Source organism: Silicimonas lutimaris, from assembly GCF_047314965.1.
Taxonomy (GTDB): Bacteria; Pseudomonadota; Alphaproteobacteria; order Rhodobacterales; family Rhodobacteraceae; genus JAVJUV01.
Genome location: NZ_JBLBVK010000054.1, coordinates 183,697 through 209,545 on the forward strand (window position 1 = coordinate 183,697; position 25,849 = coordinate 209,545).

Annotated in this window: 23 protein-coding genes; 8 read left to right on the forward strand and 15 right to left on the reverse strand. The window is 61.7% G+C overall.

The genetic code is table 11. The features are described 5' to 3' along the window. Positions 1-60 precede the first annotated feature (60 nt). The 3 genes from ACKLNI_RS15800 to murJ are packed head-to-tail and all read left to right on the forward strand — an operon-like array spanning position 61 to position 5,651. The gene (locus tag ACKLNI_RS15800) at positions 61-1,227 is read left to right on the forward strand and encodes a penicillin-binding protein activator (protein ID WP_413720046.1); all 1,167 of its coding nucleotides are present in this window, start codon (positions 61-63) and stop codon (positions 1,225-1,227) included. Then, positions 1,187-4,009 (forward strand): [protein-PII] uridylyltransferase, encoded by a 2,823-nt coding sequence (locus ACKLNI_RS15805; protein ID WP_413720047.1) that lies wholly within the window; start codon positions 1,187-1,189, stop codon positions 4,007-4,009. Before ACKLNI_RS15800 ends, ACKLNI_RS15805 begins: the two co-directional genes overlap by 41 nt. Before the next feature lie 58 nt (positions 4,010-4,067). Continuing rightward, positions 4,068-5,651, forward strand: a complete 1,584-nt coding sequence (murJ, locus tag ACKLNI_RS15810) for a murein biosynthesis integral membrane protein MurJ (protein WP_413720048.1) — start codon at positions 4,068-4,070, stop codon at positions 5,649-5,651. On the opposite strand, the gene ACKLNI_RS15815 is transcribed toward murJ, so the two are convergent. Further along, entirely contained in the window at positions 5,642-6,331 is a 690-nt protein-coding gene (locus tag ACKLNI_RS15815; protein WP_413720049.1) for a rhomboid family intramembrane serine protease, read from the reverse strand. The two genes, murJ and ACKLNI_RS15815, sit on opposite strands and share 10 nt — an antisense overlap. A 73-nt stretch (positions 6,332-6,404) precedes the next feature. On the opposite strand from ACKLNI_RS15815, the gene trpS reads away from it, so the two are divergent. Next, positions 6,405-7,427 carry a tryptophan--tRNA ligase gene (gene trpS / locus ACKLNI_RS15820; protein ID WP_413720050.1) on the forward strand — a complete coding sequence of 341 codons (1,023 nt, stop codon included), beginning with the start codon at positions 6,405-6,407 and terminating at the stop codon, positions 7,425-7,427. 92 nt (positions 7,428-7,519) lie between these two features. Here trpS and ACKLNI_RS15825 read toward each other — a convergent pair whose 3' ends face one another. Together ACKLNI_RS15825 and ACKLNI_RS15830 are read right to left on the reverse strand one after the other, a co-directional pair. Beyond that, positions 7,520-8,014: an anthrone oxygenase family protein gene (locus ACKLNI_RS15825; RefSeq protein ID WP_413720051.1), complete on the reverse strand. Its 495-nt coding sequence runs from the start codon at positions 8,012-8,014 to the stop codon at positions 7,520-7,522. Between the two features lie 25 nt (positions 8,015-8,039). Further along, complete coding sequence (locus ACKLNI_RS15830) at positions 8,040-8,669, reverse strand: NAD(P)-dependent oxidoreductase (RefSeq protein WP_413720052.1); 630 nt, start codon at positions 8,667-8,669, stop codon at positions 8,040-8,042. 79 nt (positions 8,670-8,748) lie between these two features. Between ACKLNI_RS15830 and ACKLNI_RS15835 the strand changes: the two genes are divergently transcribed. Continuing rightward, positions 8,749-9,333, forward strand: a complete 585-nt coding sequence (locus ACKLNI_RS15835) for a TetR/AcrR family transcriptional regulator (protein WP_413720053.1) — start codon at positions 8,749-8,751, stop codon at positions 9,331-9,333. Here ACKLNI_RS15835 and ACKLNI_RS15840 read toward each other — a convergent pair. Together ACKLNI_RS15840 and ACKLNI_RS15845 are read right to left on the reverse strand one after the other, a co-directional pair. After that, positions 9,330-9,977, reverse strand: a complete 648-nt coding sequence (locus ACKLNI_RS15840; protein WP_413720054.1) for a TIGR02466 family protein — start codon at positions 9,975-9,977, stop codon at positions 9,330-9,332. The genes ACKLNI_RS15835 and ACKLNI_RS15840 overlap by 4 nt on opposite strands. A 110-nt stretch (positions 9,978-10,087) precedes the next feature. After that, positions 10,088-10,489: an EF-hand domain-containing protein gene (locus ACKLNI_RS15845; RefSeq protein ID WP_413720055.1), complete on the reverse strand. Its 402-nt coding sequence runs from the start codon at positions 10,487-10,489 to the stop codon at positions 10,088-10,090. A 215-nt stretch (positions 10,490-10,704) separates the two neighbouring features. On the opposite strand from ACKLNI_RS15845, the gene ACKLNI_RS15850 reads away from it, so the two are divergent. Further along, positions 10,705-11,931, forward strand: coding sequence for a class I SAM-dependent methyltransferase (locus tag ACKLNI_RS15850; protein WP_413720056.1), 1,227 nt, complete (start codon positions 10,705-10,707; stop codon positions 11,929-11,931). 1 nt (position 11,932) lies between these two features. On the opposite strand, the gene ACKLNI_RS15855 is transcribed toward ACKLNI_RS15850, so the two are convergent. The 4 genes from ACKLNI_RS15855 to ACKLNI_RS15870 form a co-directional block, all read right to left on the reverse strand. Further along, positions 11,933-14,008, reverse strand: coding sequence for a hypothetical protein (locus ACKLNI_RS15855; protein ID WP_413720074.1), 2,076 nt, complete (start codon positions 14,006-14,008; stop codon positions 11,933-11,935). Between the two features lie 130 nt (positions 14,009-14,138). Next, positions 14,139-16,913 (reverse strand): DUF4159 domain-containing protein, encoded by a 2,775-nt coding sequence (locus ACKLNI_RS15860; RefSeq protein WP_413720057.1) that lies wholly within the window; start codon positions 16,911-16,913, stop codon positions 14,139-14,141. Continuing rightward, the gene (locus tag ACKLNI_RS15865) at positions 16,913-17,791 is read right to left on the reverse strand and encodes a DUF58 domain-containing protein (protein ID WP_413720058.1); all 879 of its coding nucleotides are present in this window, start codon (positions 17,789-17,791) and stop codon (positions 16,913-16,915) included. Before ACKLNI_RS15865 ends, ACKLNI_RS15860 begins: the two co-directional genes overlap by 1 nt. Then, a complete protein-coding gene (locus ACKLNI_RS15870; RefSeq protein ID WP_413720059.1) occupies positions 17,788-18,795 on the reverse strand; it encodes an AAA family ATPase in 1,008 nt (335 codons plus the stop codon). Before ACKLNI_RS15870 ends, ACKLNI_RS15865 begins: the two co-directional genes overlap by 4 nt. Before the next feature lie 84 nt (positions 18,796-18,879). Here ACKLNI_RS15870 and ACKLNI_RS15875 point away from each other — a divergent pair, with 84 nt between their 5' ends. Together ACKLNI_RS15875 and ACKLNI_RS15880 are read left to right on the forward strand one after the other, a co-directional pair. Further along, positions 18,880-19,455 carry a DUF1285 domain-containing protein gene (locus tag ACKLNI_RS15875; RefSeq protein WP_488199643.1) on the forward strand — a complete coding sequence of 192 codons (576 nt, stop codon included), beginning with the start codon at positions 18,880-18,882 and terminating at the stop codon, positions 19,453-19,455. Between the two features lie 98 nt (positions 19,456-19,553). Beyond that, the gene (locus ACKLNI_RS15880) at positions 19,554-20,480 is read left to right on the forward strand and encodes a hypothetical protein (RefSeq protein ID WP_413720061.1); all 927 of its coding nucleotides are present in this window, start codon (positions 19,554-19,556) and stop codon (positions 20,478-20,480) included. Between the two features lie 825 nt (positions 20,481-21,305). On the opposite strand, the gene ACKLNI_RS15885 is transcribed toward ACKLNI_RS15880, so the two are convergent. The 6 genes from ACKLNI_RS15885 to ACKLNI_RS15910 form a co-directional block, all read right to left on the reverse strand. Continuing rightward, positions 21,306-21,641 (reverse strand): YegP family protein, encoded by a 336-nt coding sequence (locus ACKLNI_RS15885; RefSeq protein WP_413720062.1) that lies wholly within the window; start codon positions 21,639-21,641, stop codon positions 21,306-21,308. 123 nt (positions 21,642-21,764) lie between these two features. After that, positions 21,765-22,346: a GNAT family N-acetyltransferase gene (locus tag ACKLNI_RS15890; RefSeq protein ID WP_413720063.1), complete on the reverse strand. Its 582-nt coding sequence runs from the start codon at positions 22,344-22,346 to the stop codon at positions 21,765-21,767. Then, positions 22,346-23,608, reverse strand: a complete 1,263-nt coding sequence (locus ACKLNI_RS15895) for a M16 family metallopeptidase (protein ID WP_413720064.1) — start codon at positions 23,606-23,608, stop codon at positions 22,346-22,348. Before ACKLNI_RS15895 ends, ACKLNI_RS15890 begins: the two co-directional genes overlap by 1 nt. After that, entirely contained in the window at positions 23,605-24,996 is a 1,392-nt protein-coding gene (gene thrC, locus ACKLNI_RS15900) for a threonine synthase (protein ID WP_413720065.1), read from the reverse strand. The genes ACKLNI_RS15895 and thrC overlap by 4 nt, the downstream gene beginning before the upstream one ends. A gap of 9 nt (positions 24,997-25,005) precedes the next feature. Then, the gene (locus ACKLNI_RS15905) at positions 25,006-25,680 is read right to left on the reverse strand and encodes an SURF1 family protein (RefSeq protein ID WP_413720075.1); all 675 of its coding nucleotides are present in this window, start codon (positions 25,678-25,680) and stop codon (positions 25,006-25,008) included. A 98-nt stretch (positions 25,681-25,778) separates the two neighbouring features. Continuing rightward, positions 25,779-25,849: cytochrome c oxidase subunit 3 (locus ACKLNI_RS15910; protein WP_413720076.1), on the reverse strand; the 71-nt coding region annotated here is incomplete at its 5' end.

The following is a 25,849-nucleotide window of genomic DNA, read 5'->3' on the forward strand; positions in this document are numbered from 1 at the left end:
GGCAGGCGTTTCTGCATAGGGTCGCGGCTAACTTCTGTCCACCCAGGGAGCGTTTTAACGATGGCTGGTTTGAATTTCTTGCGCCGCAAGACAATGGCATGGATTGCCGCCGGACTGGGCTTTGCTGCGCTTTCGGCCTGTGACGTCTCGATGCCTGCTGGTGGAGCGCTGATCAACACGTCGCGCCCGGTGCCCGTCGCACTCCTGGTTCCGAAGAGTTCGCAGTCGGCCGCCGGCCTGGCCCAATCGCTCGAGAACGCGGCGCGCCTTGCCGCCAGCGATCTTCAGGGCGCGTCGGTAGACCTGCGCGTCTATGATACCGGTGGCACTCCTGAAGGAGCGACCATCGCCGCCAATCAGGCTTTGAGCGACGGCGCACGCATTTTCGTTGGACCGCTTTTCGCAGAAGCCGCCAGCGCAGCCGGTCAGGTGGCCGCCTCGCGCGGTGTCAATGTCTTGACCTTTTCGAACAACCCCGCGGTCGCCGGCGGGAATGTCTTTCTTTTGGGCAACACGTTCCAGAACAGCGCGGATCGCCTTGTTTCCCACGCCGTTCGGCAGGGACGCGGAAACATCTACATCGTCCATGCCCAAGACCCGATCGAAGGGCTGGGAGCCGACGCCATACGGCGCGCGATCCAGGCCAATGGCGCTCAGTTGGCAGGCATCACGTCCTTCCCCCTGTCCCAACAGGGCGTGATCGACACGATCCCAACAATTGCGCGGGAATACCGTGCGTCCGGGGCCAACGCGCTGTTCGTGACATCGGGCACGGCCGGCGCGCTTCCCTTCCTGGCCGAGTTGTTGCCGGAAAACGGTATCGACGCCACGAATTCGCAGTTCATCGGCCTTCAGCGGCTTGATGTTCCTTCGAGCGCCTTGTCGCTCAAGGGACTGCAGGGGGCTTGGTTTGCCGCACCTTCGCCCGCGCTGGCCCAGCAATTCGCCAACCGTTACCAGTCTGTCTACGGCACCGCGCCGAATCCCGTGGCTGCACTCGCCTACGATGCCATCGCCGCCATCGGAGCGCTTGCGGCTCAAGGGAACGCGAACGCCCTGACAACTGCTGCCCTGACGCAGGGGCAGGGTTTTGCCGGCGTCAACGGTCCTTTCCGCCTCTTCCCCAACGGAATGATCCAGCGTGGACTGGCCGTGGCGACAATCCAGAACAACCAGGTGATCGTGATTGACCCCGCGCCAAGAAGCTTTGGCGGCATCGGCTTCTGAGCCGCCAGCCGGAACGACCGAAAAACTATCCGCATTCGCGGAGCTTGGACTGGACGAAGCTGCGATCTTCGATCGTGAGGCCGTGTTCCGGGCAATCGTGGACGCCATAGGCGACGACACCACACCGGCGGTGATCCGAAAGGCGACGGTCGAGGCATTGAAATCCGCTCAGGCGAACGGACGTGATGTCATCGCGCAAGCCTATTCGGAAGCCCCGCGGGCGGCGAGAGCGACGGTGCGCGCTTATTCCGCGCTTACGGACTGCGTGGTCCAAACGGTTTTTCGGGTAGCGACGACCTACCTTCACAAGAACCCCAACCCGACAGAGGGCGAACGGTTGACGCTACTTGCCGTCGGCGGTTACGGCCGGGGGGAAATGGCGCCATTCTCGGACGTCGATCTTTTGTTCCTTATGCCATGGAAGATAACGCCCTGGGCCGAAAGCCTGATCGAAAGCATGTTGTACATCTTCTGGGATCTACACATGAAGGTCGGTCATTCCTCGCGCAGTGTGAAGGATTGCATCCGTCTCGGCCGGGACGACTACACGATCCGCACGGCATTGCTGGAGCACCGCTTTCTGGTCGGTGACGAGGCGCTGGCCCGGACGCTGGATGAAAAGCTGAAGAAGGATCTCTTCCGCAACACGGCATCGGATTTCATCGAGGCGAAACTCGCCGAGAGGGCGGAGCGGCACCGCAAACAGGGCGGCCAGCGCTACATGGTCGAACCCAATGTAAAGGAAGGCAAGGGCGGGCTTCGCGATCTGCAGACGCTGTTCTGGATCGGGAAGTACATCCACGGCGTGAACGATGTGTCCGATCTGGTCGGACTCGGTCTCTTCACCCGCGAGGAGTACGATGATTTTCTCGCCGCCGAGACGTTCCTGATGGCCGTCCGCAACCATCTTCATCTCGCGGCCGGGCGCGCGATGGATCAGCTGACGTTCGACATGCAAGTCGAAGTGGCCGAGCGCATGGGTTACGCCGACAAGGGCAAGCGCCGGGCGGTGGAATACTTCATGCAGGATTATTTCCGCCATGCCACCGAAGTCGGTGAATTGACGCGCATCTTCCTCACGACACTTGAGGCCAAGCACGTAAAGAGCGTCGCCTCACCCTTCACGATTTTTCGCCGCCGCCGCAAACTGAAGCCGGGCTACGCGGTGAAACAGGGCCGCCTCACTGTCCAGCGACCGTCCACCTTTCTGAAAGACAAGCTTAACATCCTTGCCATTTTCGAGGAGGGGCTTCGTACGGGTTATCTCATCCACCCGGACGTGATGCGGCTGATCCGCGCGAACCTTCAGCTGATCGATGATGAAATGCGGAACTCGCCCGAGGCCAATCGGCTGTTCTTCGATCTTCTGCTCAAGCACGGCAACCCGGAACGCGCATTGCGCCGAATGAATGAACTGGGCGTGCTCTCCGCGTTCATTCCGGAGTTCGCACCAGTCGTCGCAATGATGCAGTTCAATATGTACCACCACTACACGGTGGACGAGCACACCATTCAATGCATCTCGACGCTTGCTCAGATCGAGCGCGGCGAACTGGTCGAGGAACTGCCGATCGCCAGCCGCGTGCTCAAGGAGGGTGTGAACCGAAAGGTTCTTTACGCGGCCCTCTTCCTCCATGACATCGGGAAAGGCCGGGACGAGGATCATGCCATCCTGGGGGCGCAGATCGCCCGCAAAGTGGCCCCGCGACTTGGACTGACCAAGTCGGAGGCAGAGACCGCCGAATGGCTGGTCAGATATCACCTCCTGATGTCGGACATGGCACAGAAGCGCGACCTGTCCGAACCGCGGACCGTGCGCGACTTTGCCAAAGCCGTGAAGACCAAGAAGAGGCTTGATCTGCTCACCGTGCTGACCGTGTGCGACATTCGCGGGGTCGGTCCTGGGGTTTGGAACAATTGGAAAGCCCAGTTGTTGCGGGCGCTCTATCGCCAAACAGCGATGGCACTGGAGCACGGGCTTGAAGCGGTGAACCGCGAGGCTGCCGAGGCGGAAGCCAAGAAATCGCTCCGCGCCGCGCTGGACGACTGGGACAAGAAGGACCTTCGACACGAGACGTCGCGCCACTATGGCCCCTATTGGCAGGGCCTCACTACGGACACGCATGTCGTTTTCGCCAAACTGCTCGCCGGCATCGAGAACCATGAAATCCGGCTCGATCTGAAGCTGGACGAAGACCGTGACGCGACGCGCGTCTGTTTCGCCCTTGCCGATCATCCCGGCATCTTCTCCAGGCTGGCGGGGGCGCTTGCGCTGGTCGGAGCGAACGTCGTCGATGCCCGGACCTATACCTCGTCGGACGGATATGCCACGGCCGCGTTCTGGGTGCAGGATGCCGAAGGTCATCCCTATGACGTCAGCCGGCTTCCCCGTTTGCGTAAGACCATTGAAAAGACGCTCTTTGGTGAGGTACTGCCACGCAAGTCGCTGGCTGACCGCGACAAGCTCAAGAAACGCGAAAAGGCGTTCAGGGTGCCGACTTCGATCACCTTCGACAACGAGGGTTCCGAGATTTACACGATCATCGAGGTCGATACCCGCGACCGGCCCGGCCTTTTGTACGATCTGACGCGTACACTGGCCGAGTCGAACGTCTACATCGCAAGCGCTGTGATCGCGACATATGGCGAACAGGTAGTCGATACGTTTTACGTGAAGGACATGTTCGGACTGAAGTTCTACGCGCAGTCCAAGCAAAGGACGCTCGAGAAGAAACTCCGGGACGCGGTCGAGGCCGGCGCCGAGCGGGCAGAAACGAAATGACGGTGGGGCCCTCCGAAGAAATTCGCCGCGCGTTTTCGGTCGCCGCGGAGTTGCTCTGATGGCTCGGAGTATCAGGCTGATTTCCAGCGCCTTGACGGTTGGCGCTTGGACATTGATGAGCCGCGTCCTGGGGTTCGTTCGGGATGTCCTGATCGCGGCCTGGCTCGGCACCGGGCCCGTCGCCGAGGCGTTTCTCATTGCGTTCGCCCTGCCCAACATGTTCCGCCGCTTTTTCGCGGAAGGCGCTTTCAACATGGCCTTCATCCCGCTGTTCTCGAAAAAGCTCGAGTCAGGAGACAACCCCGAAGGATTTGCCAGGGACGCCATGTCAGGTCTGGCAGCGGTGCTCATCGTCTTCACGGTCTTCGCGATCATCTTCATGCCGTGGCTGGTTTTGGCAATGGCGTCAGGTTTCGCGGGTGACGAGCGGTTCGACATGACGGTCACTCTGGGACGCATCGTCTTTCCGTATATCCTGTTCATCTCGCTGGCCGCCCTGCTGTCGGGGGTCCTGAACGCGTCCGGGCGTTTCGTTGCGGCGGCCGCGGCACCGGTGCTGCTGAACATCATACTGATCGCTGCGCTTGTTCTGGGAAGCTTTCTTGCACCGAATTTCACCGTGATCGATGCCGCCGCCGCAGGCAGTGAATACGGTACGCTTCTGGCATTCGGCGTCATCCTGGCGGGAATTGCGCAAATGTCTCTGGTCTGGCTGGCGGTTCACAGGGCGGGCTATGATCTTCGCCCGAAACGTCCGGTCTGGACACCCGAGTTGAAGCGTCTGGCCATAATCGCGGCCCCGGCCGCGCTGGCGGGTGGCGTGGTACAGGTCAACTTGCTGATTGGACGGCAGGTGGCCAGTTTCTTTGACGGCGCGGTCGCGTGGCTGTCCTACGCCGACCGGCTTTACCAGTTGCCATTGGGCGTCGTCGGCATCGCGATCGGAATCGTCCTTCTTCCGGATCTGTCCCGACGCCTGCAGGCCGAGGATACCGACGGAGGTCAGCACGCGCTCAGCCGTGCCGCGGAGATGTCGATGGCCCTGTCCATCCCGGCCGCGGTCGCATTAGTGATCATCCCCACACCGCTGGTCGAGGCCCTGTTCCAGCGAGGCGCGTTCGGCGCCGACGATACAGCCGCGACTGCGCTGGCCTGCGCGGTTTATGGACTTGGGCTGCCGGCCTTCATCCTGCAGAAAGTCGTGCAACCTCTCTATTTTGCGCGGGAAGACACGCGGCGACCGTTTTACTTTGCTCTGGTCGCTCTCGTCGTGAATGCCGCTGTCGCCATCGGTCTTGCGCCGCTGATTGGCTTCATCGCCGCCGCAATCGCCACAACGCTTGCTGGGTGGGCGATGCTAGCACTCCTTTGGACGGGCACGCGTTCCATGGGACAAGCCGCGCGGTTTGACGGCAGGGCGAAGAAACGGATCTGGCTTATCGTCTTTGCCTCGGCCCTGATGGGACTGGCGCTTTGGGTAGGGCAGTTCCTTATCGCGCCACTGATGGAAATGCCGGGATACAAGGTGCTGGGCATTCTGCTGCTATGCGTCTTCGGGGCGCTGGTCTACGCGGCTGCAGGTCTTTCGATCGGTGCGTTTCGCCGCGACGAACTGCGCGCTGTCTTCCGGCGTCAACGCTGACGCAGCCGATTGAGCAACCTTCGGAAACCGCCGGGCACCAGCATGGGCGATATTGCGAACCCCACAAGAAAGCCCGCGATCTCTGCCACCCAGTCATTGGTTGACCCAAACAGAAAACCGAAGATGAACTGGATGCCCATCAGAAAACCGATCAGCGTAAAGGCCCGATACTGGTTCTCGCCGGTCACGCCGTAGCTGACCCACAACAGAAAGGTATACGCGCCGATCAGCCCGTAGACCCCAGGATAGCCGCCGACCAAGGGCCGAGAGTCGCCGGTCAGCCCCGCGAAGATCAGGGCGCCAAATATGGCGGAGCCAAAGAAGACGATCAGCACAGCGAGATTGCCAAAGACCTCGCCCACCAGCTTGCCGAGCGCCAGCAGGAAGACGATCACGAAAATCACATGCGCAAACCCAAGATGGATGAAAGGATAGGTCACGAAACGACGCAATTCGGGTGACATCCACGCCTGGCGTTCTATCACGAATTCCAGAACGGGGCTGAAAAAGGCGAACTCCCGGATCGCCTCTAGACGCCAGCCGACTGCTTCGGGACCGCCGATATATCCGCGCGCACCCGCCGAAATCAGCAGTTCGACCCCGAAGATCGCCAGCGCCAGTGCCACCACCACCGGTGGCAGCGCATTGAACAAGGGTTGCATGTGATCGTCGCTCGACATCTTCACTGCCTTTCTTGACGGGCCTCTTCCCTCTCGGTAAGCCCGCCGGGCTTGATAATCCAGAGGAGCCATCATGGCCACCGCCTTCACGCCGCGTGTTCTGTCGGGAATCCAGCCTTCGGGCGGCCTGACGCTTGGCAATTACCTTGGCGCATTGAAGCGCTTTGTCGAAATGCAGGATGCAGGTACGCACGAATGCCTGTACTGCCTTGTCGATCTGCACGCGATCACGGTCTGGCAGGATCCCCAAGCTCTTCGGCGCAACACCCGCGAAGCCGCGGCGGCCTTCATGGCGGCCGGCATCGACCCTGCGCGCTCGATCCTGTTCAACCAAAGTCAGGTGCCTGAGCACGCGCAGCTTGCATGGGTTTTCAACTGCGTTGCCCGCATGGGCTGGATGGGCCGGATGACCCAGTGGAAGGACAAGGCCGGCAAGAATAGCGAAAACGCCTCGCTCGGGCTGTTCGCCTACCCTGCCCTGATGGCGGCTGACATCCTGATCTACCATGCCACGCATGTGCCTGTGGGAGAGGACCAGAAACAGCACCTGGAGCTGACCCGGGATATCGCGGCCAAGTTCAACCACGACTACAAGGTCGACTTCTTTCCCATCACCGAACCGGTGATCGAAGGTCCAGCCACCCGTGTCATGAGTCTTCGCGACGGGACGAAGAAGATGTCCAAGTCCGACCCTTCGGACATGAGCCGTATCAATCTGTCGGACGATCCCGACACGATTGCCCAGAAGTTCCGGAAGGCCCGGACCGATCCTGAACCCCTTCCCGAGACCTATGCCGAGTTGAAGGACCGCCCCGAGGCCCGGAACCTTGTCGATATCTATGCCGCGCTCGCCGGCATCTCGACCGACGAGGTCATGGCGCAGCACGCCGGTGCCGGATGGGGGCAATTCAAGCCCGCGCTCGCCGACGTCGCTGTCGAAACGATGGGACCGATAACGGCCGAGATGAACCGTTTGATGGGGGACCCCGCCGAAATTGACCGGATCGTCGGGGACGGCGCGAGAAGAGCCAGCGATATAGCCGCGCCCATACTCGCGAAGACCTATGACATCGTCGGGATGATTTCGTCCCGGTGACGACCTGCAGTTCTGGGCTTGTCCCCTAGTTTATAGGAAAGGCGCCGGAGCACGTCAGATGCACCGGCCCCTTCTCGTCGAGGGCGACACGCTCAAAGCGCACCGGCAAGTTCGATTGCAGCCAAAAGGTAGCACATTGCGGTGCCGGTCGCTGCGATCCAGCGCACATGGTTCCAGCGCACCCAGCCCGTGACGTAGTTGGGCCAATAGCGCTGCGCCTCCACGCCGCCTTGCGGCATCGCCTCCAGCCGTTTGTTCATCGGGATATTTCCCACCGCGGATGCCAGGAAGACGCCGAAGAAGTACAACACACCGGCGGCAATCAGCCATTGGCTGGCGCGCAGGTCCATAAGGAACGCGGCAATTGCGATGGTCGCCGAAACCGGGATCAGCCCGATCAGCAGAACCATGAAGATCGAGCGATAGACTTTCCGGTTGATGATCTGCATGGCCTCTGTTCCGGCGGCTGGTGCTGCCGCGAAAAGCGACGGCATGACGAAGTCCGAGAAGGTCAGAAATACGCCAGCGACCAGCGCCGCTGCGAGCGCGAGGACCATGAGGACCCAGAGAATGATTTGCGGTTCCATTTCATTCGCTCCTTGAATCCGACCGTCAATTCGTAATGCCGACTGCACGGTACAGATAGCGCGTGTCGGAAATCTGGCGGCTGAGGAAGTTGGCGAGGTCGGCACGTGGCATCTTGAGTGTCAGTTTCCGCTCGCCCGGGCGAACGTCTTCGACGTAGCCACCCTTCGCGGGCTCGTCGGTAAAGGCGGAAGGTCGGACGATGGTCCAGTCCAGACCGCTGGCGCGTACCATATCCTCCTGACGTTCATGGTCCTTGAAAACTGGCTTCAGAAGGAAGCCGAACATGATCCGCTTCCAAAAGAAATCGAGGTTGGACCAGCTTTCGTGCGCGCCAAGGGTCGACTGGCAGATCAGCCCACGGACCCCGTGCTTATGCATCCCGCGGATCACGTTCAGCGTACCTAGGGAGCGGATACGGCTGGAGCGCGACATGCCTGCACCAAGAGTGACGACGACTGCGTCGTGACCCTCGATCGCTTCTGAAACCTCGGTTTCCGAAAAGGCGTCCCCGGCAACCAGCGACAACCGCGGGTCGCGGATGTCGAGCTTTCCCGGGTTGCGGGCAAATGCGGTGACATGGTGGCCGTCTTTCAGCATGCGTTCAACGGCCAGCTTGCCGACGGTACCAGTGGCTCCGAATACGATGACTCTCATGTTTGATCTCCATATTTTTTTGAGTAACTTGACATCATGTCAAGTTGACGGTGGCACGCATAGCCATTAACTTTACATCATGTCAAGTAAAAGCAATCCGACCCGCACCCGTATCCTTGCCGCGACCCTTGAATTGCTGGAGTCCGGTGGCGGAAACGCCGTGCGCATGAGTGACATCGCCAAGACCGCAAAGATCAGCCGGCAGGCGCTTTATCTGCATTTTCCGAATCGCGCCGAGCTTCTCGTGGCGACCACGCGATATGTCGATGACATCAACGATGTGGACAGCAAGCTGAGCGCCAGCAGGGCTGCACCGACGGGTCGGGAACGGCTGACGCTCTGGATAGATGTCTGGGGCAACTACATCCCGACGATCTACGGCGTGGCCAAGGCGCTTCTGGCAATGAAGGACAGCGACACCGAAGCGAAAGCGGCATGGGACGACCGGATGGCGGCTGTTCGCCATGGCTGTGCGGCAGCGGTCGAGCAACTGGAAAAGGACGGACACCTGGCGCCGCATCTGGACCGCGAGAGTGCTACGGACTTCCTATGGATGCTTCTGTCGGTCAGGAATTGGGAGCTCTTGACCAAGGAATGTGGCTGGACACAGGAAACCTACATCCGGTACGTGACGCAAAGCGCGCACCGCGCGCTTTGCACCTAGTCTGCAATAGCTTCTGGTGTCACCTTACCGCCCTTGCGAAACGTGGCGTTGAAGGCGATCGAGACGCGCTCCTCCTCCGCTTCGTTGGGATAGACCCAATGAACAAGGTATGAGGGAAACAGGACGATCTCGCCTGCCTGAGGTCGCAGTTTCTTTTTCAAGCGAAATGCGTTCGCTCCGAGGATGCGCCAATTGGGCAGGTCGGTGCGCGGGTCGAGGAACTCGATCATGCCCGAATTCCCGATTTCGATCTCAGGCTGGGAAACATAATAGACCCCCGACCAATGGGCGCCGGGATGCGTATGGGGCGCGTTGAAGCCGCCGGGCGGGTTGGCGTTCATCCATGCGAAGAGCTTCAGCCGCAAAGTCGCCGGATCGGTCTTGGCTCCGATCTTGCGCGTCGCGGCCAGGACAGAGTCCTCGGCAAGCTGACGCAAAGTCTGGATGCACCCGGCTTCGTTTTCGAAAAGGTTTCCTTCGGAATGCCAGCCACCACGGTTTGACTTGGTAACGCCGCTCGACTGACCTCTCAGGCGCGCCCCCTCTTCAAGGAGAGCCACGTTCAGTGCCTCGTGATCCGGCACTCGAAAACGGACCAGCGGCGTTGAAAAGAGTTTCTCGTATTTGATTTGCTCAATCTGCATCTGTTCTTCCAAAAGCCTGTACTCCGGTAAGCCGCGCCGCTGCGGGTAGAGCAGCGGCGCGGATACGTGGAAAACGTGCCGTCAATCGGCATGACCGGATGGGGCAGCGGTCAATCGTCGTCTTCCCCGTCATCGCTTTCGTCGGAATCGTCGCTTTCGTCGGAGCTGTCATCTTCGTCAGAATCGTCGCTCTCGTCGGAATCGTCGTCCTCGTCGTCGTCCTCGTCGTCATCATCCTCTTCGTCGTCGTCCTCATCGTCCTCTTCGTCGTCATCTTCATCATCGTTCGATGATCGCACTTCACGACGGGTCAGCATGCCGTCTCCGTTGTCGTCATCGCGCGCGAGGATTCTCTGTGCTTGCTCTGTTCCAAAAGCAGCTTCGAGTTCGCTGAGGCTGAGCATCCCGTCGTTGTCTGCGTCAATCGAGTTGAAGCCGCGACCCTGCGCGTAGACGGGAAGTGCGGTGGCTGCGCAAAGAGATGTAGTCAGCAGAAGTTGGGATAGTTTCATTCGGGATGTTCCTTTCTTGAGTGGGTACGACAACAATGCCAGTTCACCCTTTTCCCGCAATAAACGACTGGTGTATCGGCCCTAAACCTCAGGAATATATCCCGCATATTGTATTGATTTCATTATATATTTTACGACCCGTCATACAGATGTTGCAAGAAGTCATTTCATGAATAGTATGTTTCAACGGGATCCATGGTTCACGGGGGGTGGTCATGTGGAGCAAGATCCTTGAACACATGATGCAGTCCTTTGTCCGGAATGGATCACTGACGATCGCACTTCCGGACGGGCGACAGTTGAATTTTGGCGATGGCGCAAGCCCAAGGGCTCGCGCGCAGATTCACGACGCTTCAGCCGTCCGAAAACTTGTGCTCAATCCGGAACTGGCTTTGGGCGAGGCCTATACCGACGGCGCACTCACTGTTGAAAATGACGACATCGGGGCCTTCCTTGCCGTAGTCCTTGCGAATATCGACCGTGCCGACCGCCTGTGGTGGCAGCGATGGCATCAGAGCCTGAGGACCGCCCTTCGACGCTTCATGCTGAACAATGTCCCTACCTTGTCACGCCGTAACGTCGCGCATCATTACGATCTGTCGAGCGAGCTTTATGACCTGTTTCTGGACAACGACCGGCAGTACTCCTGCGCTTATTTCCGTACATCCGGGGATACGCTGGAACAGGCCCAGTCGCAGAAAAAAAACCATATAGCGCGCAAGCTCATGGTCGAACCGGGCATGCGCGTTCTGGACATCGGCTGCGGTTGGGGTGGCATGGCTTTGACGCTGGCGGAAGAGTATGGCGCCCGTGTAACCGGAATCACCCTTTCGGAAGAGCAGCTTGCCGTTGCGCGGGAACGGGTGCGTGCGCGGGGCCTGGAGAACATGATCGACATCCGCCTCCAGGACTACCGGCATATCAACGAAGAATTCGACCGCATCGTTTCGGTCGGGATGTTCGAGCATGTCGGACTGCCATATTTCGACGCCTATTTCTCTGCGGTCCGCGATCTTCTGGCGCCGGATGGCATCGCCCTGATCCACACAATCGGAGCTGTCACCGCCGCCGGAGGAACGAATGCCTGGCTGGCAAAGTACATCTTTCCGGGCGGATATATTCCGAACCTGTCGGAAATGTCTTCAGCCATTGAGCGGCAGGATTTGCGCGTCACGGATATCGAGTTTCTCTGGCGTCACTATGCCGAAACGCTCAGGCGCTGGCTGGACCGGTTCGAGGCCAACGCGGACCGGGTCGAGGCGCTTTATGATGCCCGTTTCGTCCGGATGTGGCGGTTCTATCTTTCTGCATGCGAGCAGACATTCCGTCACCGTCGGCAATGCGTTTTCCAGTTCCAGCTGACACGCAGCGCAGATGTTGTTCCGATGACGCGCGACTACCTGTACGAACAGCCTTTCACACTTCACCAGGCCGCCGAATAGCTTAGCGGCGCCCTTCCCAAAGCCATGCACCTACGGCAAGAAGCGAGGCCAGGAGCAGCATGACCCACGCCGGCAAGAGCGGAGAGACACGGATATCGGCCGTCAGATAGGCCTCCCGCGGCGTTATTCCGATCCAGCCCCGTCCTGAAGCGACCCGACCTTCGCGGACACGGCGGATATCCGGCAGCCCGTCCGAGACCGCCAGAATCCCGCCCCTCGTGCCATCTACCGGCTCCTCCAGCAGTGCGGCCGAAGCAATGGTTTCCTCGAATTCGCGCGGCGAGGCAGGCCCAAGAGCGATAACGGCATCCATGTCGCCCTCCGCCAATCTATATAGCCCGATCTCCGGCCCTTCCCAGACGGCACCGAACCGGCCCGGCGCGGTTTCTTCAAGCGGAAGAAGGACAACCTCGCCATCAGGGCCGGTGATCTCGACGTCCCCGACACTCTCACCCAGGGTCCGGCGTTCGATCGTCATCGTCTGGCCTTCGGCAGTGACCGTCAGCGCTTCTTCCTCAAGTTCGGTCTCTTTCATCATCCAGTGTGCAAGACGCCGCAGTAACTCCAGCTGCGGTCCCCCGCCCTCGTAGCCCCGCGACCATAGCCAGGCATGATCCGATGCAAGCAGGGCGACGCGGCCCTCACCGACCCGGTCCAGAACAAGAAGCGGGCGGTCATCCACTCCGGTCATCACCGTAGTGCCGCTCTGCTCAACCACATCGATCAGCCGAAGCCACCGGCCCCAGGGACGCGCACCCTGGGGCGCATCCGGGTCGATGGGTGGCATGAAACCCTCGGTCACAGGATGGCGCTGGCCGACTTCGGAAACTGTCGGCAGGTAGGGTTCTTCGAGGACTCGCCCGCTTGGTTCGGCGGGGATGATCTCGGACAAGGGAGAGCGATAGATCGAGTCGGCGCTGGCAAAATCCGGTCCGGCGGCAACCAGAACCGCTCCGCCATCCTCGACATACTGGCGCACATTATCCAGATAGATCGACGGCAGAATCCCGCGTCGCTTGTAGCGGTCGAAGATGATCAGGTCGAACTCGGTGATCTTGTCGAGAAAGAGCTCTCGCGTCGGAAACGCGATCAGGCTCAACTCGTTCACCGGCACGCCATCCTGCTTTTCGGGCGGGCGCAGAATGGTGAAGTGGACAAGATCGACCGAGGCGTCCGACTTCAGAAGGTTCCGCCAGGTGCGCTCGCCCGCATGGGGCTCGCCGGAAACCAACAGGACCCGGAGCCGATCGCGCACACCGTTGATCTGTACGACGGCGGTGTTGTTGCGCGCCGTCAACTCTCCCTGTTGCTCCGGGAGCGTGAACTGGATCACGTTCATCCCGCCGTGCTGCAGCGTCACCGGCAGTTCCAGGTCCTGCCCGATCGGCACCTCGAAGCGCTGTGGCGGCTCCCCATCGACCGAGATGTCCAGCTCGGCGCGCTCGGGAAGGTTCCCTGGAACTGCGCCCTGATCCTCGATCCGAAGGGTCAGCGTCACCGGTTCGCCGATGATCGCAAAGGCAGGGGCGTTCTGCACCAGCAAACGGCGATCCCAGTCATCCTCCTCCCCCGTCAGCAGCGCGTGCAGGGGCGCAGGCATCTCCGGGAGGCGCTCGATATCGTGCAACTGACCATCCGTCAGCAGGATCGCGCCCGCGATCCGGGCACGAGGCTCCTCTGCCATCGCATTGGTCAGAGCCTCCATCAGCAGAGTGCCGCGATTGCCATCGCTATCTCCCAACCGGACGATCCGGAGTTCGGTATTGGCCATGCCGGCGATCCGAGCCTCGAGACCCGCCACGGCCTCGGCAATCTGAGCAGGCCGCACATCCACGCCTTGGCTGGCGCTTTCGTCGACCACGAGGATCACGATATCGCTCAGTGTTTCGCGTTCTTCGATCTGAAGCGACGGGTTCGCGATCGCCAGGAGCAGAACGCCAAGTGCAAGGCCACGCAGCCACCAGCCCGAGAGCCCACGCCAGACCGCAATTGCCGCAAACACCAATGCAAACGCGACGGCGATCCAAAGGACAGGCCAAGGCAGAAACGGATCGAAGATGATCGTGCCGCTCTCCATGTTCAAAGGCACCCTTTCTCTTGGCCGAAATACTTCGGGGGAGTCGTCGAAGACGACGGGGGCAGCGCCCCTATGGGCGGCGCGCCGCAGGCTGGCCGCCCCCCGGCGATGACGAAGTCAACGCAGGTCATCATTGTCCCAACCTGTCCAGAAGCGCCGGCACATGAACCTGGTCCGATTTATAGTTTCCGGTCAGCACATGCATGATCAGGTTCACACCGAAACGATACGCGATCTCGCGCTGCCTTTCCCCGGCGAAACCACGTCCAACGGGGAACATTGGCGCACCAGACCTGTCCACGGCCCAGGCCGAGGCCCAGTCGTTTCCTCCGATCACCACCGGTGTCACGTTGTCATTCAGATTTCGGAACGGCATGCCTTCGACCTGTTCGGCATCAGCCGGCGCCGCTTCCACCCAGATCTCCCGGCTCAAATAGCGGCCCGGGAAATCCTGAAGAAGATAAAACGTGCGTGTCAGCACATGATCCGAAGGGACAGGCTCCAGCGGTGGCACGTCAAGCGGCAACGCGAGTTCCTGCAGTTTGCGCCCATTGGGCGAGGTCGCACTGAACCCGGAGACATTCGCATCCCGCGTGTCGAAGAGGATCAACCCGCCACCCCGCAGATACCGGTTCAGCCTTGCATAGGCTTCGGACGAGGGGCGCGGCTGCTCCGTCGTGATCGGCCAGTACAGGAACGGATAGACCGACAATTCATCGGTCTCGAGATTCACCGCCGCCGGTTCTGCCGGCTCGATGGACGTGCGGCGGAACAGAACGGTGGACAGTCCACTCAACCCGGCTGCCGACACGCGATCCAGTGAGGCGTCGCCAGTGACGACATACCCAAGCGTAACTTCTGAGGCAGCCGCGAGAATCTTGTCGATATCCTCGGCAGTCTGAGCCCGGGCATCTTGCACGCTTGCCGCAAGGGAAAGGGTGAGAAGAACCGCGGCCATGACGCCCTTTGCGCTGGTCAGCCGGCCTGACAGCCATAGCGTCGCCAGGACGTCGGCCATCAGCGCGATCAGCGCGAGGCTCAGCAGAATCCCCTTCAAGGGCGTATCGTCGACAACCTGAAATCCTTCCACGGGCACATCTGTGGGCCAGGCAAACGCCGACAGTTCAGTGCCGGCCTCGGCAATGTTCAGGGCAATCCGGCGGTCTTCGCCGGCATAAAGGCCGGGCGGCAGGTCCGGCCCGGGCCTTTCTTCGATCAGTCTTTCGCCATTCACGCCCGGCAATGCACCGGCATCCTCGACCTCGCCGAAGGCCGAAAGCACCTGATCGGGCGTCCAGACAGTGCCGACGAGATCTTCTGCGCTCAGTCCCGACAGACGGGTTGAAACCGAAAGGCGCTCCAGCATCTGAACGAAGAGACCTGAAAGCGGCAGCGTCGACCATTCGGCGTTGGCGGTGACGTGGAACAACACCACCTGACCCGAGCCGATCCGCTTGCGTGTCACCAGCGGCGTTCCGTCGGCCAAGGTGGCGATGGTGCGTTCGGCCAGCGTCGGATCGGGCTGGGCCATGACCTGACTGGAAACAGTGACATCATCGGGAACGGGCAATCCGAAGAACGGGCTTTCCGCCGAGAACTCCCGCAGGGTCTTCGGCTCTCCCCAACTCATCGCACCGCCGACGGTCCGGCCTCCGGCCCGAAGGCGCACGGGCATCAGCCTGTCCTCCGCATCTCGTCCGAGGTCCGACGCGGCAAGGCGCGGACCCGCGAAGCGCAGGAGCAATCCGCCATTCTCGACCCAGGCTTCCAGCGCCTCGGGTTCGGTGCCGCCAAGAGCCACAACATCGGCCAAAACGATCACGTCGGGATTGGCCAGCACGATGTCGTCTATCGTTCCGCTGATCAGGTCCGCATTGGGCTCCAGCGCCTGTTCCAGGTAATGAGTTGGAGACAGAAGGCGCAGACCCTCGCGCTCGTCGCGCGCGGCGATGATGGCGATCTCGCGGCGTTGCAGGCTATCGTCGGTCAGGCTGACCGCACCTGCCGAGCGCTGGCCCAGCACCTCGAACCGCGTCACGCGATTCCGCAGTTCCGCCGGGAGAGAAAGCTCGACAAAGGCCATCGCATCGCCGGGTGCGAAAACCAGATCGGCCACGGCCAGCTGACGCGGCGTTCCTGCCGGGTCCAACCCATGCGCCGCCACAGTGAGAGTAGCCGGAGACCCGGTGCGGCTGCGAACCGCCTCGAGGCGGATATTTCCATCGATGAATTGCGCCGGTCGCAGAGCGATCACGGGCGATGCGGTTTCGAAGGCCGTTACACTGCCGCGATCCATGAATGCCGCCAGTACGTCGCCGCGCCAGTCATGGTCGAGCCCGTCCGAAAACCAGAGCGTATCGAAGCGGCCCTCCAATTCCTCTGCCCAAGCGACGACGGCCACGCCATCAGGTGCCCAGGCCTTGGGCTGCACTCCCGGAAGAAGCGGTACCCAGGCACCGGCGGAGCGGAATGGCAGAACGCCGTCAGGAGGCAGATCCGTGAGGGTCACGACAGCCGTCTCGCGGCCAGCTTGAGCGGCTTCTCCAAGCACCGCGTCCACGCGGTCCATGCGGCGGCCCCAGTCCGGCGCGTCGGCCCATGTGCCGTCCATCAGAACCAGCAGCGGCCCGTTGCCCGCGCTCTCGGGTTGGGGGTTCAGAACCGGCCCGGCGAAACCGATGATCGCCGCCGCTATAGCAGCCATGCGCAGCAACAGAAGCCACCATGGCGTACGGTCCGTCTGTGTCTCGTCGTCGGTCAGGCCCAAAAGCAGCGCGACGCCGGGAAACCGACGCCGTATCGGAGCCGGGGGAACCGCGCGTAGCAGGATCCAAAGGATCGGCAAGGCGAGCAGCCCCAGTAGAAGCCAAGGCGACGCGAAGCCTATCGGACCAATCGACCACATCAGTGCACACGCTCCAGAGCGGTGTAGAGCCAGAGCAGCGTATCCGCCGCAGATTGCCCTGTATGGTGGACAGTGTATTGCCAGCCGGTTGCCGAAGCCAGCGCTCGCAGTTCCGACTTCCTCGCGTCCAGACGTTCCAGGTAGCGCGCGCGCAGGTCGCCCGCTTTCAGCGTCTCGTGACGCATGGTGCCTCCCATGGATTCGAAAATCGTCCGTCCATCGAAGGGAAAGGCCTCTTCTACCGGATCCAGCACCTGCACCAGCGCGCCAGAAATTCCCCTGTCCGCAGCGCCGGTCAGGGCTTCGCGCGCCGGCCCGATATCGCCCATGAAGTCCGACAGGAACACCGCGCGCGACCGCGACGGTGCTCCGCGCAATTCCGGCGCCGCGTATTCGGTCGCGTCATGCCCCTCGGCCAGCGCGGTCGTCAGCCGCAAAAGCTGTAATTCGCCTGAGCGCGGAGGCAGCCCGATATTCGTCAAGCCAACGCGCTCTCCGCCCCGAACCAGCAGGACGGCCAGCGCCAAAGCAAGCCGCCTTGCATCATCGGCCTTCGTGGGCAGCTTGGCATCTGACGCGAAATCCATCGACTGGCCCATGTCCAGCCAAAGCATGACCGATTGCGCGGCCTGCCATTCCTTTTCACGCACGAAGAGAGAATCGTCCGCCCGAGCGGACCGGCGCCAATCGATCATGCGCGCCTCGTCGCCGGCATGGCTGGGCCGGTACTGCCAGAATTCGTCGCCCTGCCCCACGCGGCGCCGCCCGTGCTGACCCGGAATTACGCTCGCCGCCAGATGTTCCGCCGCCGCAAGCAGGGGCGGCAGCGGACCGGCTAGGGCTTCGGCTTCCTGACGTAGGGCGGCGGGTTCTCTCACGCTGCCGCCTCGACCCGGGTGACGTTCTCGGCGACCGCATCGATCACGGACTGCAACGAGATGCCCCGCGCGCGCGCCGCGAAGGTCAGCGCCATGCGGTGCGTCAGAACCGGGGTCGCCAAAGCGGCCACATCCTCGGAAGACGGTGCAAGCCGTCCTTCAAGAAGCGCGCGGGCGCGAACGGTCAGCATCAGCGCCTGCGCTGCCCGCGGCCCGGGTCCCCATCCGACGTTATCGCGAACGACGTCCAACGCCCCTGGTTCGTCCGGGCGACAGGCCCGAACGAGATCAAGGATCAATTCGACCACCGATTCTCCAACCGGCATGCGGCGCACCAGAGCCTGCGCCGCGATCAGCTCCTGTGGAGTAAACACCTTCGAGGACTCGGCTTCCGCCGCGCCGGTCGTGGCCATCAGGATGTCGCGCTCTGTATCGCGGTCCGGATATGGTACGTCGATCTGGACAAGAAACCTGTCGAGCTGGGCCTCGGGCAGCGGGTATGTGCCTTCCTGTTCGATCGGGTTTTGTGTCGCCAGAACGTGGAACGGCTTGGGCAATGCATGGGCCACGCCGGCGACGGTCACGGATTTCTCCTGCATCGCTTGCAGCAAGGCCGACTGCGTCCGGGGGCTGGCACGGTTGATTTCGTCCGCCATCAGAAGCTGGCAGAAGATCGGGCCCTGTATGAACTTGAATGTGCGGCTGCCATCGGCTCCGGTTTCCAGAACCTCGGACCCCAGAATATCCGCCGGCATCAGGTCGGGCGTGAACTGGACTCGCTTGCCGTCGAGACCGAGCACCGTGGACAGCGTATCCACGAGCCGCGTCTTGCCGAGCCCCGGCAGGCCCACCAACAAGCCATGTCCGCCGCAGAGAATGGAGGACAGGACTAGGTCAACGACCCGCTCCTGCCCGATGAAGCGTTTGGTGATGCTTGCCTTGGCTTCGCCAAGCTTTGTTCCAAGTGCTTCTATCTCGGCCACAAGGTCGGCGGCATCGGTCATGGCAATCGCTCCCGTTCTGACTATGCTTCCTACTAGAACGAACTATGCCGCCGGGCACAAATGGCAAAAGAAGAAGATGGACAAATGATCGTGAAACCGACCGCCGAAGGGCTGGCGGCAAGCGCTCGTGCCGCTTCCAAGCGCGGTTTGCCGCCGGTTCACCTCTGGAATCCGCCGGATTGTGGAGAACTGGACATCCGAATTGCCCGCGACGGCACTTGGTTCTATCTCGGCACACCGATCGGCAGGCCAGAACTGGTACGTCTTTTTTCAACGATTCTCCGGAAGGACGACGATCGTTACGTGTTGGTAACCCCGGTCGAGAAGGTCGGAATCACCGTGGACGACGCGCCGTTCGTCGCTGTCGACTTCATGGTCGAGACCCGGGAAGATGAGCAGGTCCTGACCTTCGAGACCAATGTCGGAGACTCAACCGTCGCCGGGCCGGAGCACCCTATCCGCGTCGATCGTGATCCCGACACGGGCGAGCCTTCGCCCTATGTGCACGTTCGCGCTGGTCTCGAGGCATTGATCGACCGGAAGAGTTTTTACCGTCTCGTCGAGATCGGCGCACACGCCCGGCACGAGGGCAAGCAGTGGTTCGGCGTCTGGTCCTCGGGCACGTTCTTTCCGATCATTCCTTCGGAGGAGTTGGGATAGCCCGCCTGCCCGAGGAAGTCCGGCGCGAGACATTGCACTGACCGGTCAAACCCTTATTGTCCTTCGCGAGGGCGACGATCCTGTCTGGGTACGGAACATTGAGCTTTACACGAACGAAAGACCGGATCTGGGTCGTATATGATGTTGTCGCGGCGTGGCTGGCGCGTCGGTCGATGCCCGTCCGAAAGATCGGCTACGGTGTCTTCGGTGTGGTAATGTACGCGGCCTACTTGTTTCCGGGCAGCTCAGTCAAAGCGACTTTCGCTGCGTTGGCTGCGGCCGCCGGAAATGTTGCTCCCTTCGCGTTGTTTCGACGTTACGTGAAAGGCTTCCTGCGCGGGATGAACCGCATCGAGCAGGTTCGGCACGGCTATACCGACGCCATTGATGCGATGCTCGAAATCCCGGAGAAAGATCGGCTGGACGCACTGCTGTCAAAAGGCGGTGTCGTCATGGCGATCCCGCATGCGCATGCCTCGCTTGTGATGGGGCGAGGGTTGGGGCGGCACTATCCCTTGCTCGCGCTTGTGCGCTCGACGGCCAACGAGAGGCGGGCGAAATCGGAATGGGAGATCTACGAGAACCTAGGCTGCGATTTCGTGGATATCCGTCTCGAAAGCCCTACCAAGGTAGCGCGTAAAGTGCTGGCGGTGTTGAACAAAGGGGGTCTGGTCGTTGGCACCGTCGACCGCATTCGGGAGGCGCCACCGGCCGACGCGCCAATCAACTCCGCCGCCGACATCGTCCGGGCCGAGGCCTTTGGCGAGCCGATCGGGATCACGGGCTGGCCGGCGAGGTTCACCGCGAAGGCGGGAGCGGTGATCGTGCCATCGATGATCGTTCAGAGCGAGAGCGGAATATCGCTTCGGCTGGGTAATGCGGTGACGCCGGGCGACGATCTGGTGGAGTCCACCCAGGACTGGGTTAATGAACTGGAGCGCCTCTTCCGCACCTATCCCGACGAGTGGACCTTTGCGCTGGACAAGCATTGGTCACGGGTTTTGCGGCAGTCCGCCCAGGATTGACGCGCCGCCAGGCACAGTGCGCTCGCAACGTGCGTTCGGTGGCGTTGCCTGGCTTGCCTCAGATGGTTAAGGGCCTTGTTTCACTGGACCCGCACCATTCCCCTCCGGTCGGCAAAGGGTCTGCAATGCGTCGGCAAAGTGTATGGCAACTGTATGCAGACCACCGGAACGACCACAGCATCTGGTGCGAACGGTAAGGAAGGTTGCGATGGCGTTAATGCTCCTGCCAGCCATGCGGCAGCGTCCTGGACCGAAGCGATCAGATCACAGCCACCAGGAATCTCGGAACCCTATGCTTGCCGACCTGAGTAACTTCCGAACAAGCGAAGACCCTGCGGAGGGACAGATCCACAGGGTCTTCTGAGGTGGGTTTCGATTTCTGGGTTATTTGACGTTAGGTCCCGGGGCGTCCCGCCGATAGCCTATCTTTCGTAGGGACCTGCCAGCGAAAGTATAGGTCGAGGCATTATCCAGACCGATTTGCAGACCTTGGGACTACGGGTACCCCACTTGATCTGGCTCAAAGAAAGATATGAGAATCGATATATAAGGAAAGTGTCGTAACGAGTCCGACATTGTAACCTCGTCCCTGTTCCATATACTGCCCCGACGCTATCCCAGTTGCGTCGGGGTATTTTTTTTGCCCTTCCGCCTGCGCGATCGTCCCCGTTGATGACCCAACCCCAATGCGCACGTGTTCTGCGAGTGCAGTCTGGCACAACCGCCCCAAACTCCGGGAATGGACATGGACTTTGGCGGCTTTGTGCCCCGGAATACCAAAGGGCCGCCACGAGGACGGCCCTTGTCATAACCGATCGAATGAAATCAAGCGGTCTGGTCGTCCAGTTTCGCGTCCGGCGCGTTCTTGGCGACCGAGGCGATCCCGTTCTCGCGGGCCTTCTCGCTCTCGTAGGTCTCGGAGGTGCCAATCACCTGGCCGTTCGACGCCTTGAGGTTGAACATCCACTTGCCGGATTTCGTCTCCTTGCGCTCGAAACGCGCGTCGCTCTGGCTGTTCTTGCGCACGGACTCGATGCCGTTGTTGCAGCTGGCTTTCGCCTTGTAACCTTCGCTGGCCAGGATGATCTGACCGTTGCCCGCTTTCAGGCGGAAACGAAATTCTCCCGCCTTGTCCTTGTAGATCTCAAATTTGCCTGCCATGGCTCTGCCTTTCCCTAAGTTGGACTTCTCCACAGACGTTATGCGGTCTTGTGCGCATTTTCGCCAAGGGGAAATTTTCCTAACGGCAGAATATTGCGGCCTGAGCGCATCTGAACGCGGTGGTTAGCCGTCTACCCGGCCTCGCCGGTCATTCCGCAGGTTGGCGTAGAGCACGTGGTTTCGCCAGCGGCCGTTGATCTGGAGGTAGCTTTGCGCCACCCCTTCGTACTTGTAACCGCATTTCTCCAGAAGCCCCCGAGAAGCGGTGTTCTCGGGCAGGCATGCGCTTTCGAGCCGGCTGAGGTCCAGCACCTCGAACGCGTGATGTACAAGCGCGGTCAGTGCCTCGCGCATGAACCCCTGCCGGGCATAGCTTTCGCCGATCCAGTAACCGATTGTCCCGGCCTGCGCCGGACCGCGCCGGATATTGTCCAGCGTGATCGCACCCAGAAGCTGACGGTCAGCGCGCCGTTCGAGGAACAGGGGCAGCGCGGTGCCCTGCGAGATCGAGCGGTTGGCCCAGTAGACGCGATTGACGAAGCCCTTGCGGGTCAGGTGGTCGGAGGACCACGAAGGCTCCCACGGCTTCAGGAAATCGGCGCTTTGCTCGCGAAGGGCGGCCCAAGCACGGTAATCGGCATGAACCGGGGGGCGCAGCATCATCCGCTCGGTGTCAATACGGAGCTTGCCCCTGAGACGCAGCATCAGGCAGCGAGCCGTCCCATAAGATCGCCCAGCGACGGTGCGCGCGACACGGGGCCATAGAGCGCCATGGCCGCAGCGCCCTTGCCCGCCATCGAGCCTGCCAGATCACGCACGCGGGCGGTTGAAACCGCGTCGATCTTCTCGACAGTTTCCTCCAGCGACGGCACACGATCCCAGATCGCAAGGAGGCGGGCCAGACGTTCGGCGCGGCTGGACGGGCTTTCGAGACCCATCAGGAGCCCGGCCTTCATCTGCGCCCGGGCGCGCGCGATCTCGGCGTCAGTCATGTCGTCGGCGGAGCGCCTAAGCTCGTCGATGGTCAGTTCGGCCAGTTCGCCGATCTCTTCACCGCTGGTCCCTGCATAGATGGTCATCAGCCCGCTGTCCGAATAGGCACCGGTCTGGGCGAAGATGGTATAGCAGAGGCCGCGTTTCTCGCGCGCTTCCTGGAACAGGCGTGAGGACATGCCGCCGCCCAGAGCCGAGGAAAAGATTTGGGCGGTGTAGACATCGTCGTCCCGATAGCCGGCGCTTTCGAAGGCCATGGCGAAATGGGCCTGCTCCAGCGGCTTCTCGACCCGCGTCTCGCCTCCCCCGAAATGCGCGCTTTCGACGGGAACCTGGGCATGCGCCTCGAGATGCGAGAACGTGTCTTCGGCGGCGCGCACGATCTGATCGTGATCGACGGCCCCCGCGGCCGCGACGATGATGTTGCCCGGCGCATACCGCTCGGCCACGAATTTCGAGAGGTCGCGCGCATCGAAGGCCGCGACGCGTTCGGAGGCGCCGAGGATGGTCCGGCCCAGCGGTTGATCCGGGAATGCCTTTTCCTGCAGCCAGTCAAAGATCACATCGTCGGGCGTGTCGTGCGCCTGACCGATTTCCTGCAGGATCACGTGCCGCTCGACCTCGATCTCTCGCGGATCGAAGACAGGGTTCAGCACGATGTCCGAGATCACGTCCAGCGCCAGTCCGACGTCTTCGGCAAGGACGCGGGCGTAGTAGGCCGTCATCTCGCGACTGGTATAGGCGTTGATATAGCCGCCCACATCCTCGATCGCCTCGGCGATCTGAAGCGCACTGCGGGTCTTGGTGCCCTTGAAGGCCATGTGTTCGAGGAAATGCGCGATGCCGTTCTGCTCGATCCGCTCATGCCGTCCGCCGGCGGCCACCCAGACCCCCAGCGATGCCGAGGCAAGACCCGGCATGTGTTCGGTGACGACGCGAACGCCATTGGCCATACGATGCAGATTGACGGTCACTTCGCGCGTTTCTCCCGGATCACGGCTTCGATGGCGGCGAGGTCGTTGGCGACCCTCGTCACCCGTTCGGACCGGTCATAAAGATCGGCCATGCGCTTGGGAAGAGGCGGATGCACTCCGGTGGCCGCCTCGACGGCATCGGGGAACTTCGCCGGGTGCGCCGTGGCAAGCGTGATCATGGGCGTGGCGGAGGCGCCCTGCTCTTCGGCGACCTTGATGCCGACGGCCGTATGCGGGCAGACGATCTCGCCGGTGCCCCGGAAGGTCGTCGTGATAGTAGCCGCGGTCTCCTCCTCGGAACAGCGCCCCGAGTCGTAGATGTCGCGCAGCGCCCCGATCGCGCCCTGGCTGACGGGGAACCCGCCCCTCGCCTTCAGCTCGTCCATCAGCTGTGCCACCGCGCCAGCGTCGCGGCCATAGGCATCGAAGAGCGCGCGCTCGAAGTTGGACGAGACCTGAATATCCATGGACGGGCTGATCGTGGGTTCGACCCCCTCCTTCACATAGGCACCGTCACGGATGGTGCGGTGCAGGATGTCGTTGCGGTTCGTTGCGATCACCAGCCGGTCAATGGGCAGACCCATCTGGCGCGCGATATAGCCCGCGAAGATGTCACCGAAATTGCCGGTGGGCACGGTGAAACTGACCTGCCGGTGCGGTGCGCCAAGGGACACGGCCGAGGAGAAATAGTAAACGACCTGCGCCAGCACCCGCGCCCAGTTGATCGAGTTGACGGCGGCCAGACGCACTTCGTCGCGGAAGGCGTGGTCGGCGAACATCGCCTTCACCGCGGCCTGGCAGTCGTCGAAATCGCCATCCACGGCCAGCGCATGCACATTCGCCTCGGAGGGCGTGGTCATCTGGCGGCGCTGCACTTCGGAGACGCGGCCATGGGGATAGAGGATGCAGACATCGACCGCATCCAGACCGCGAAATGCCTCGATCGCCGCCGAGCCGGTGTCGCCGCTGGTGGCGCCGACGATCGTCACCCGCTCACCCCGGCGCGTCAGCACGTCCTCGAAGAGCTGGCCGATGAGCTGCATCGCGAAGTCCTTGAAGGCCAGCGTGGGACCGTGAAACAATTCCAGCAGGAAGTGGTTCGGACCAAGCTGCACCAGCGGCGCACGCGCCTCGTGGCCAAAGCCGGCGTAGGCCTTGCCGATCAGATCGCGGAAATGCGCATCCTCGAAGCTGTCGCCGATGAAGGGGCGCATGACGCGAAATGCGATCTCCTCGTAGGGCAAACCCGCCAGCGCAGCGATCTCGTCCGCCGTCATCGCCGGGATGGTTTCGGGCACATAAAGCCCGCCATCGGGTGCCAGTCCCGTCAGCATCGTCTCTTCGAAGGAAAGCGCGGGGGATTGCCCGCGCGTGGAAATGTATTTCATCGGTACTCCTCAGACCGTCCGCTTCCGGATACGCCACAAGAGAAACGCTGTCATCCCCAGCCAGACGGCGGCAAGGCCGAACCATTGCACCGCATAGCCCAGATGGTTGTTGGGCACGCCGGTGCTGGTGACGGGCATCGGCGTGGCGCGCGGATCGGTTCCCGTCACCGTGCGCGCCACGATGAGCACCGGTTCGGTGCCGAGCGCGCCGGCCATCGTCGCGACATCGCGGGCGTAGAACAGGCCGCCGGAGAGATCCGGCTCGGGTGTCCAGCTGTCCACCTCCTCGGGCCAGTGCAGGTTTCCGGCGACGGTGACACCTTCGGCGTCCCCCGGAGCGGCGTTCTCCTCCAGTTCGACGAATCCCTCGTCCACCATGACCTGCCGCCCGTCTTCCAGCACGAAGCGGGTAACGAGCCGGTAGCCCGCGCCGCGCTCCTTCGTCGAGACGAGCACGCGAAGGGGCGTGCCAAGAAGATCGCCTTTCGCCGTCACCGGCAGATACCGGTCTTCCGTGGCATCGGGGGCGGCAGGCACCGCGACGGGCGAAGCGGTGATCCGCGCGTCGATATCTGCCAGGATCGCCTCTTTCCAGGCGAGGCGCTGCAACTGCCAGATGCCGAGGCTGACCAGCACGGCGAAACCGCCGAGGCCAAAGATCAGGGGGATCAGGTAACGGCGCATGGAGCCTTTTCCGACAACAAAGGCGCGAGAACCGCCCGCGCCTTCCTCTTGGTGAAAATACTTTCGGGGGAGCGCGAGGGGGTGACACAATTCCAAGATCAGCTTCCCCAGATGTAGATGGCTGCGAAGAGGAAGAGCCAGACCACGTCCACGAAGTGCCAGTACCAGG

Excerpts from the sequence above, each read along its gene's own strand:
- ACKLNI_RS15800 (WP_413720046.1), top strand. The coding sequence starts at position 61 with ATGGCTGGTTTGAATTTCTTGCGCCGCAAGACAATGGCATGGATTGCC.
- murJ (WP_413720048.1), top strand. The coding sequence starts at position 4,068 with ATGGCTCGGAGTATCAGGCTGATTTCCAGCGCCTTGACGGTTGGCGCT.
- ACKLNI_RS15815 (WP_413720049.1), bottom strand. The coding sequence starts at position 6,331 with ATGTCGAGCGACGATCACATGCAACCCTTGTTCAATGCGCTGCCACCG.
- trpS (WP_413720050.1), top strand. The coding sequence starts at position 6,405 with ATGGCCACCGCCTTCACGCCGCGTGTTCTGTCGGGAATCCAGCCTTCG.
- ACKLNI_RS15825 (WP_413720051.1), bottom strand. The coding sequence starts at position 8,014 with ATGGAACCGCAAATCATTCTCTGGGTCCTCATGGTCCTCGCGCTCGCA.
- ACKLNI_RS15830 (WP_413720052.1), bottom strand. The coding sequence starts at position 8,669 with ATGAGAGTCATCGTATTCGGAGCCACTGGTACCGTCGGCAAGCTGGCC.
- ACKLNI_RS15835 (WP_413720053.1), top strand. The coding sequence starts at position 8,749 with ATGTCAAGTAAAAGCAATCCGACCCGCACCCGTATCCTTGCCGCGACC.
- ACKLNI_RS15840 (WP_413720054.1), bottom strand. The coding sequence starts at position 9,977 with ATGCAGATTGAGCAAATCAAATACGAGAAACTCTTTTCAACGCCGCTG.
- ACKLNI_RS15845 (WP_413720055.1), bottom strand. The coding sequence starts at position 10,489 with ATGAAACTATCCCAACTTCTGCTGACTACATCTCTTTGCGCAGCCACC.
- ACKLNI_RS15850 (WP_413720056.1), top strand. The coding sequence starts at position 10,705 with ATGTGGAGCAAGATCCTTGAACACATGATGCAGTCCTTTGTCCGGAAT.
- ACKLNI_RS15855 (WP_413720074.1), bottom strand. The coding sequence starts at position 14,008 with ATGGAGAGCGGCACGATCATCTTCGATCCGTTTCTGCCTTGGCCTGTC.
- ACKLNI_RS15860 (WP_413720057.1), bottom strand. The coding sequence starts at position 16,913 with ATGTGGTCGATTGGTCCGATAGGCTTCGCGTCGCCTTGGCTTCTACTG.
- ACKLNI_RS15870 (WP_413720059.1), bottom strand. The coding sequence starts at position 18,795 with ATGACCGATGCCGCCGACCTTGTGGCCGAGATAGAAGCACTTGGAACA.
- ACKLNI_RS15875 (WP_488199643.1), top strand. The coding sequence starts at position 18,880 with ATGATCGTGAAACCGACCGCCGAAGGGCTGGCGGCAAGCGCTCGTGCC.
- ACKLNI_RS15885 (WP_413720062.1), bottom strand. The coding sequence starts at position 21,641 with ATGGCAGGCAAATTTGAGATCTACAAGGACAAGGCGGGAGAATTTCGT.
- ACKLNI_RS15890 (WP_413720063.1), bottom strand. The coding sequence starts at position 22,346 with ATGCTGCGTCTCAGGGGCAAGCTCCGTATTGACACCGAGCGGATGATG.
- thrC (WP_413720065.1), bottom strand. The coding sequence starts at position 24,996 with ATGAAATACATTTCCACGCGCGGGCAATCCCCCGCGCTTTCCTTCGAA.
- ACKLNI_RS15905 (WP_413720075.1), bottom strand. The coding sequence starts at position 25,680 with ATGCGCCGTTACCTGATCCCCCTGATCTTTGGCCTCGGCGGTTTCGCC.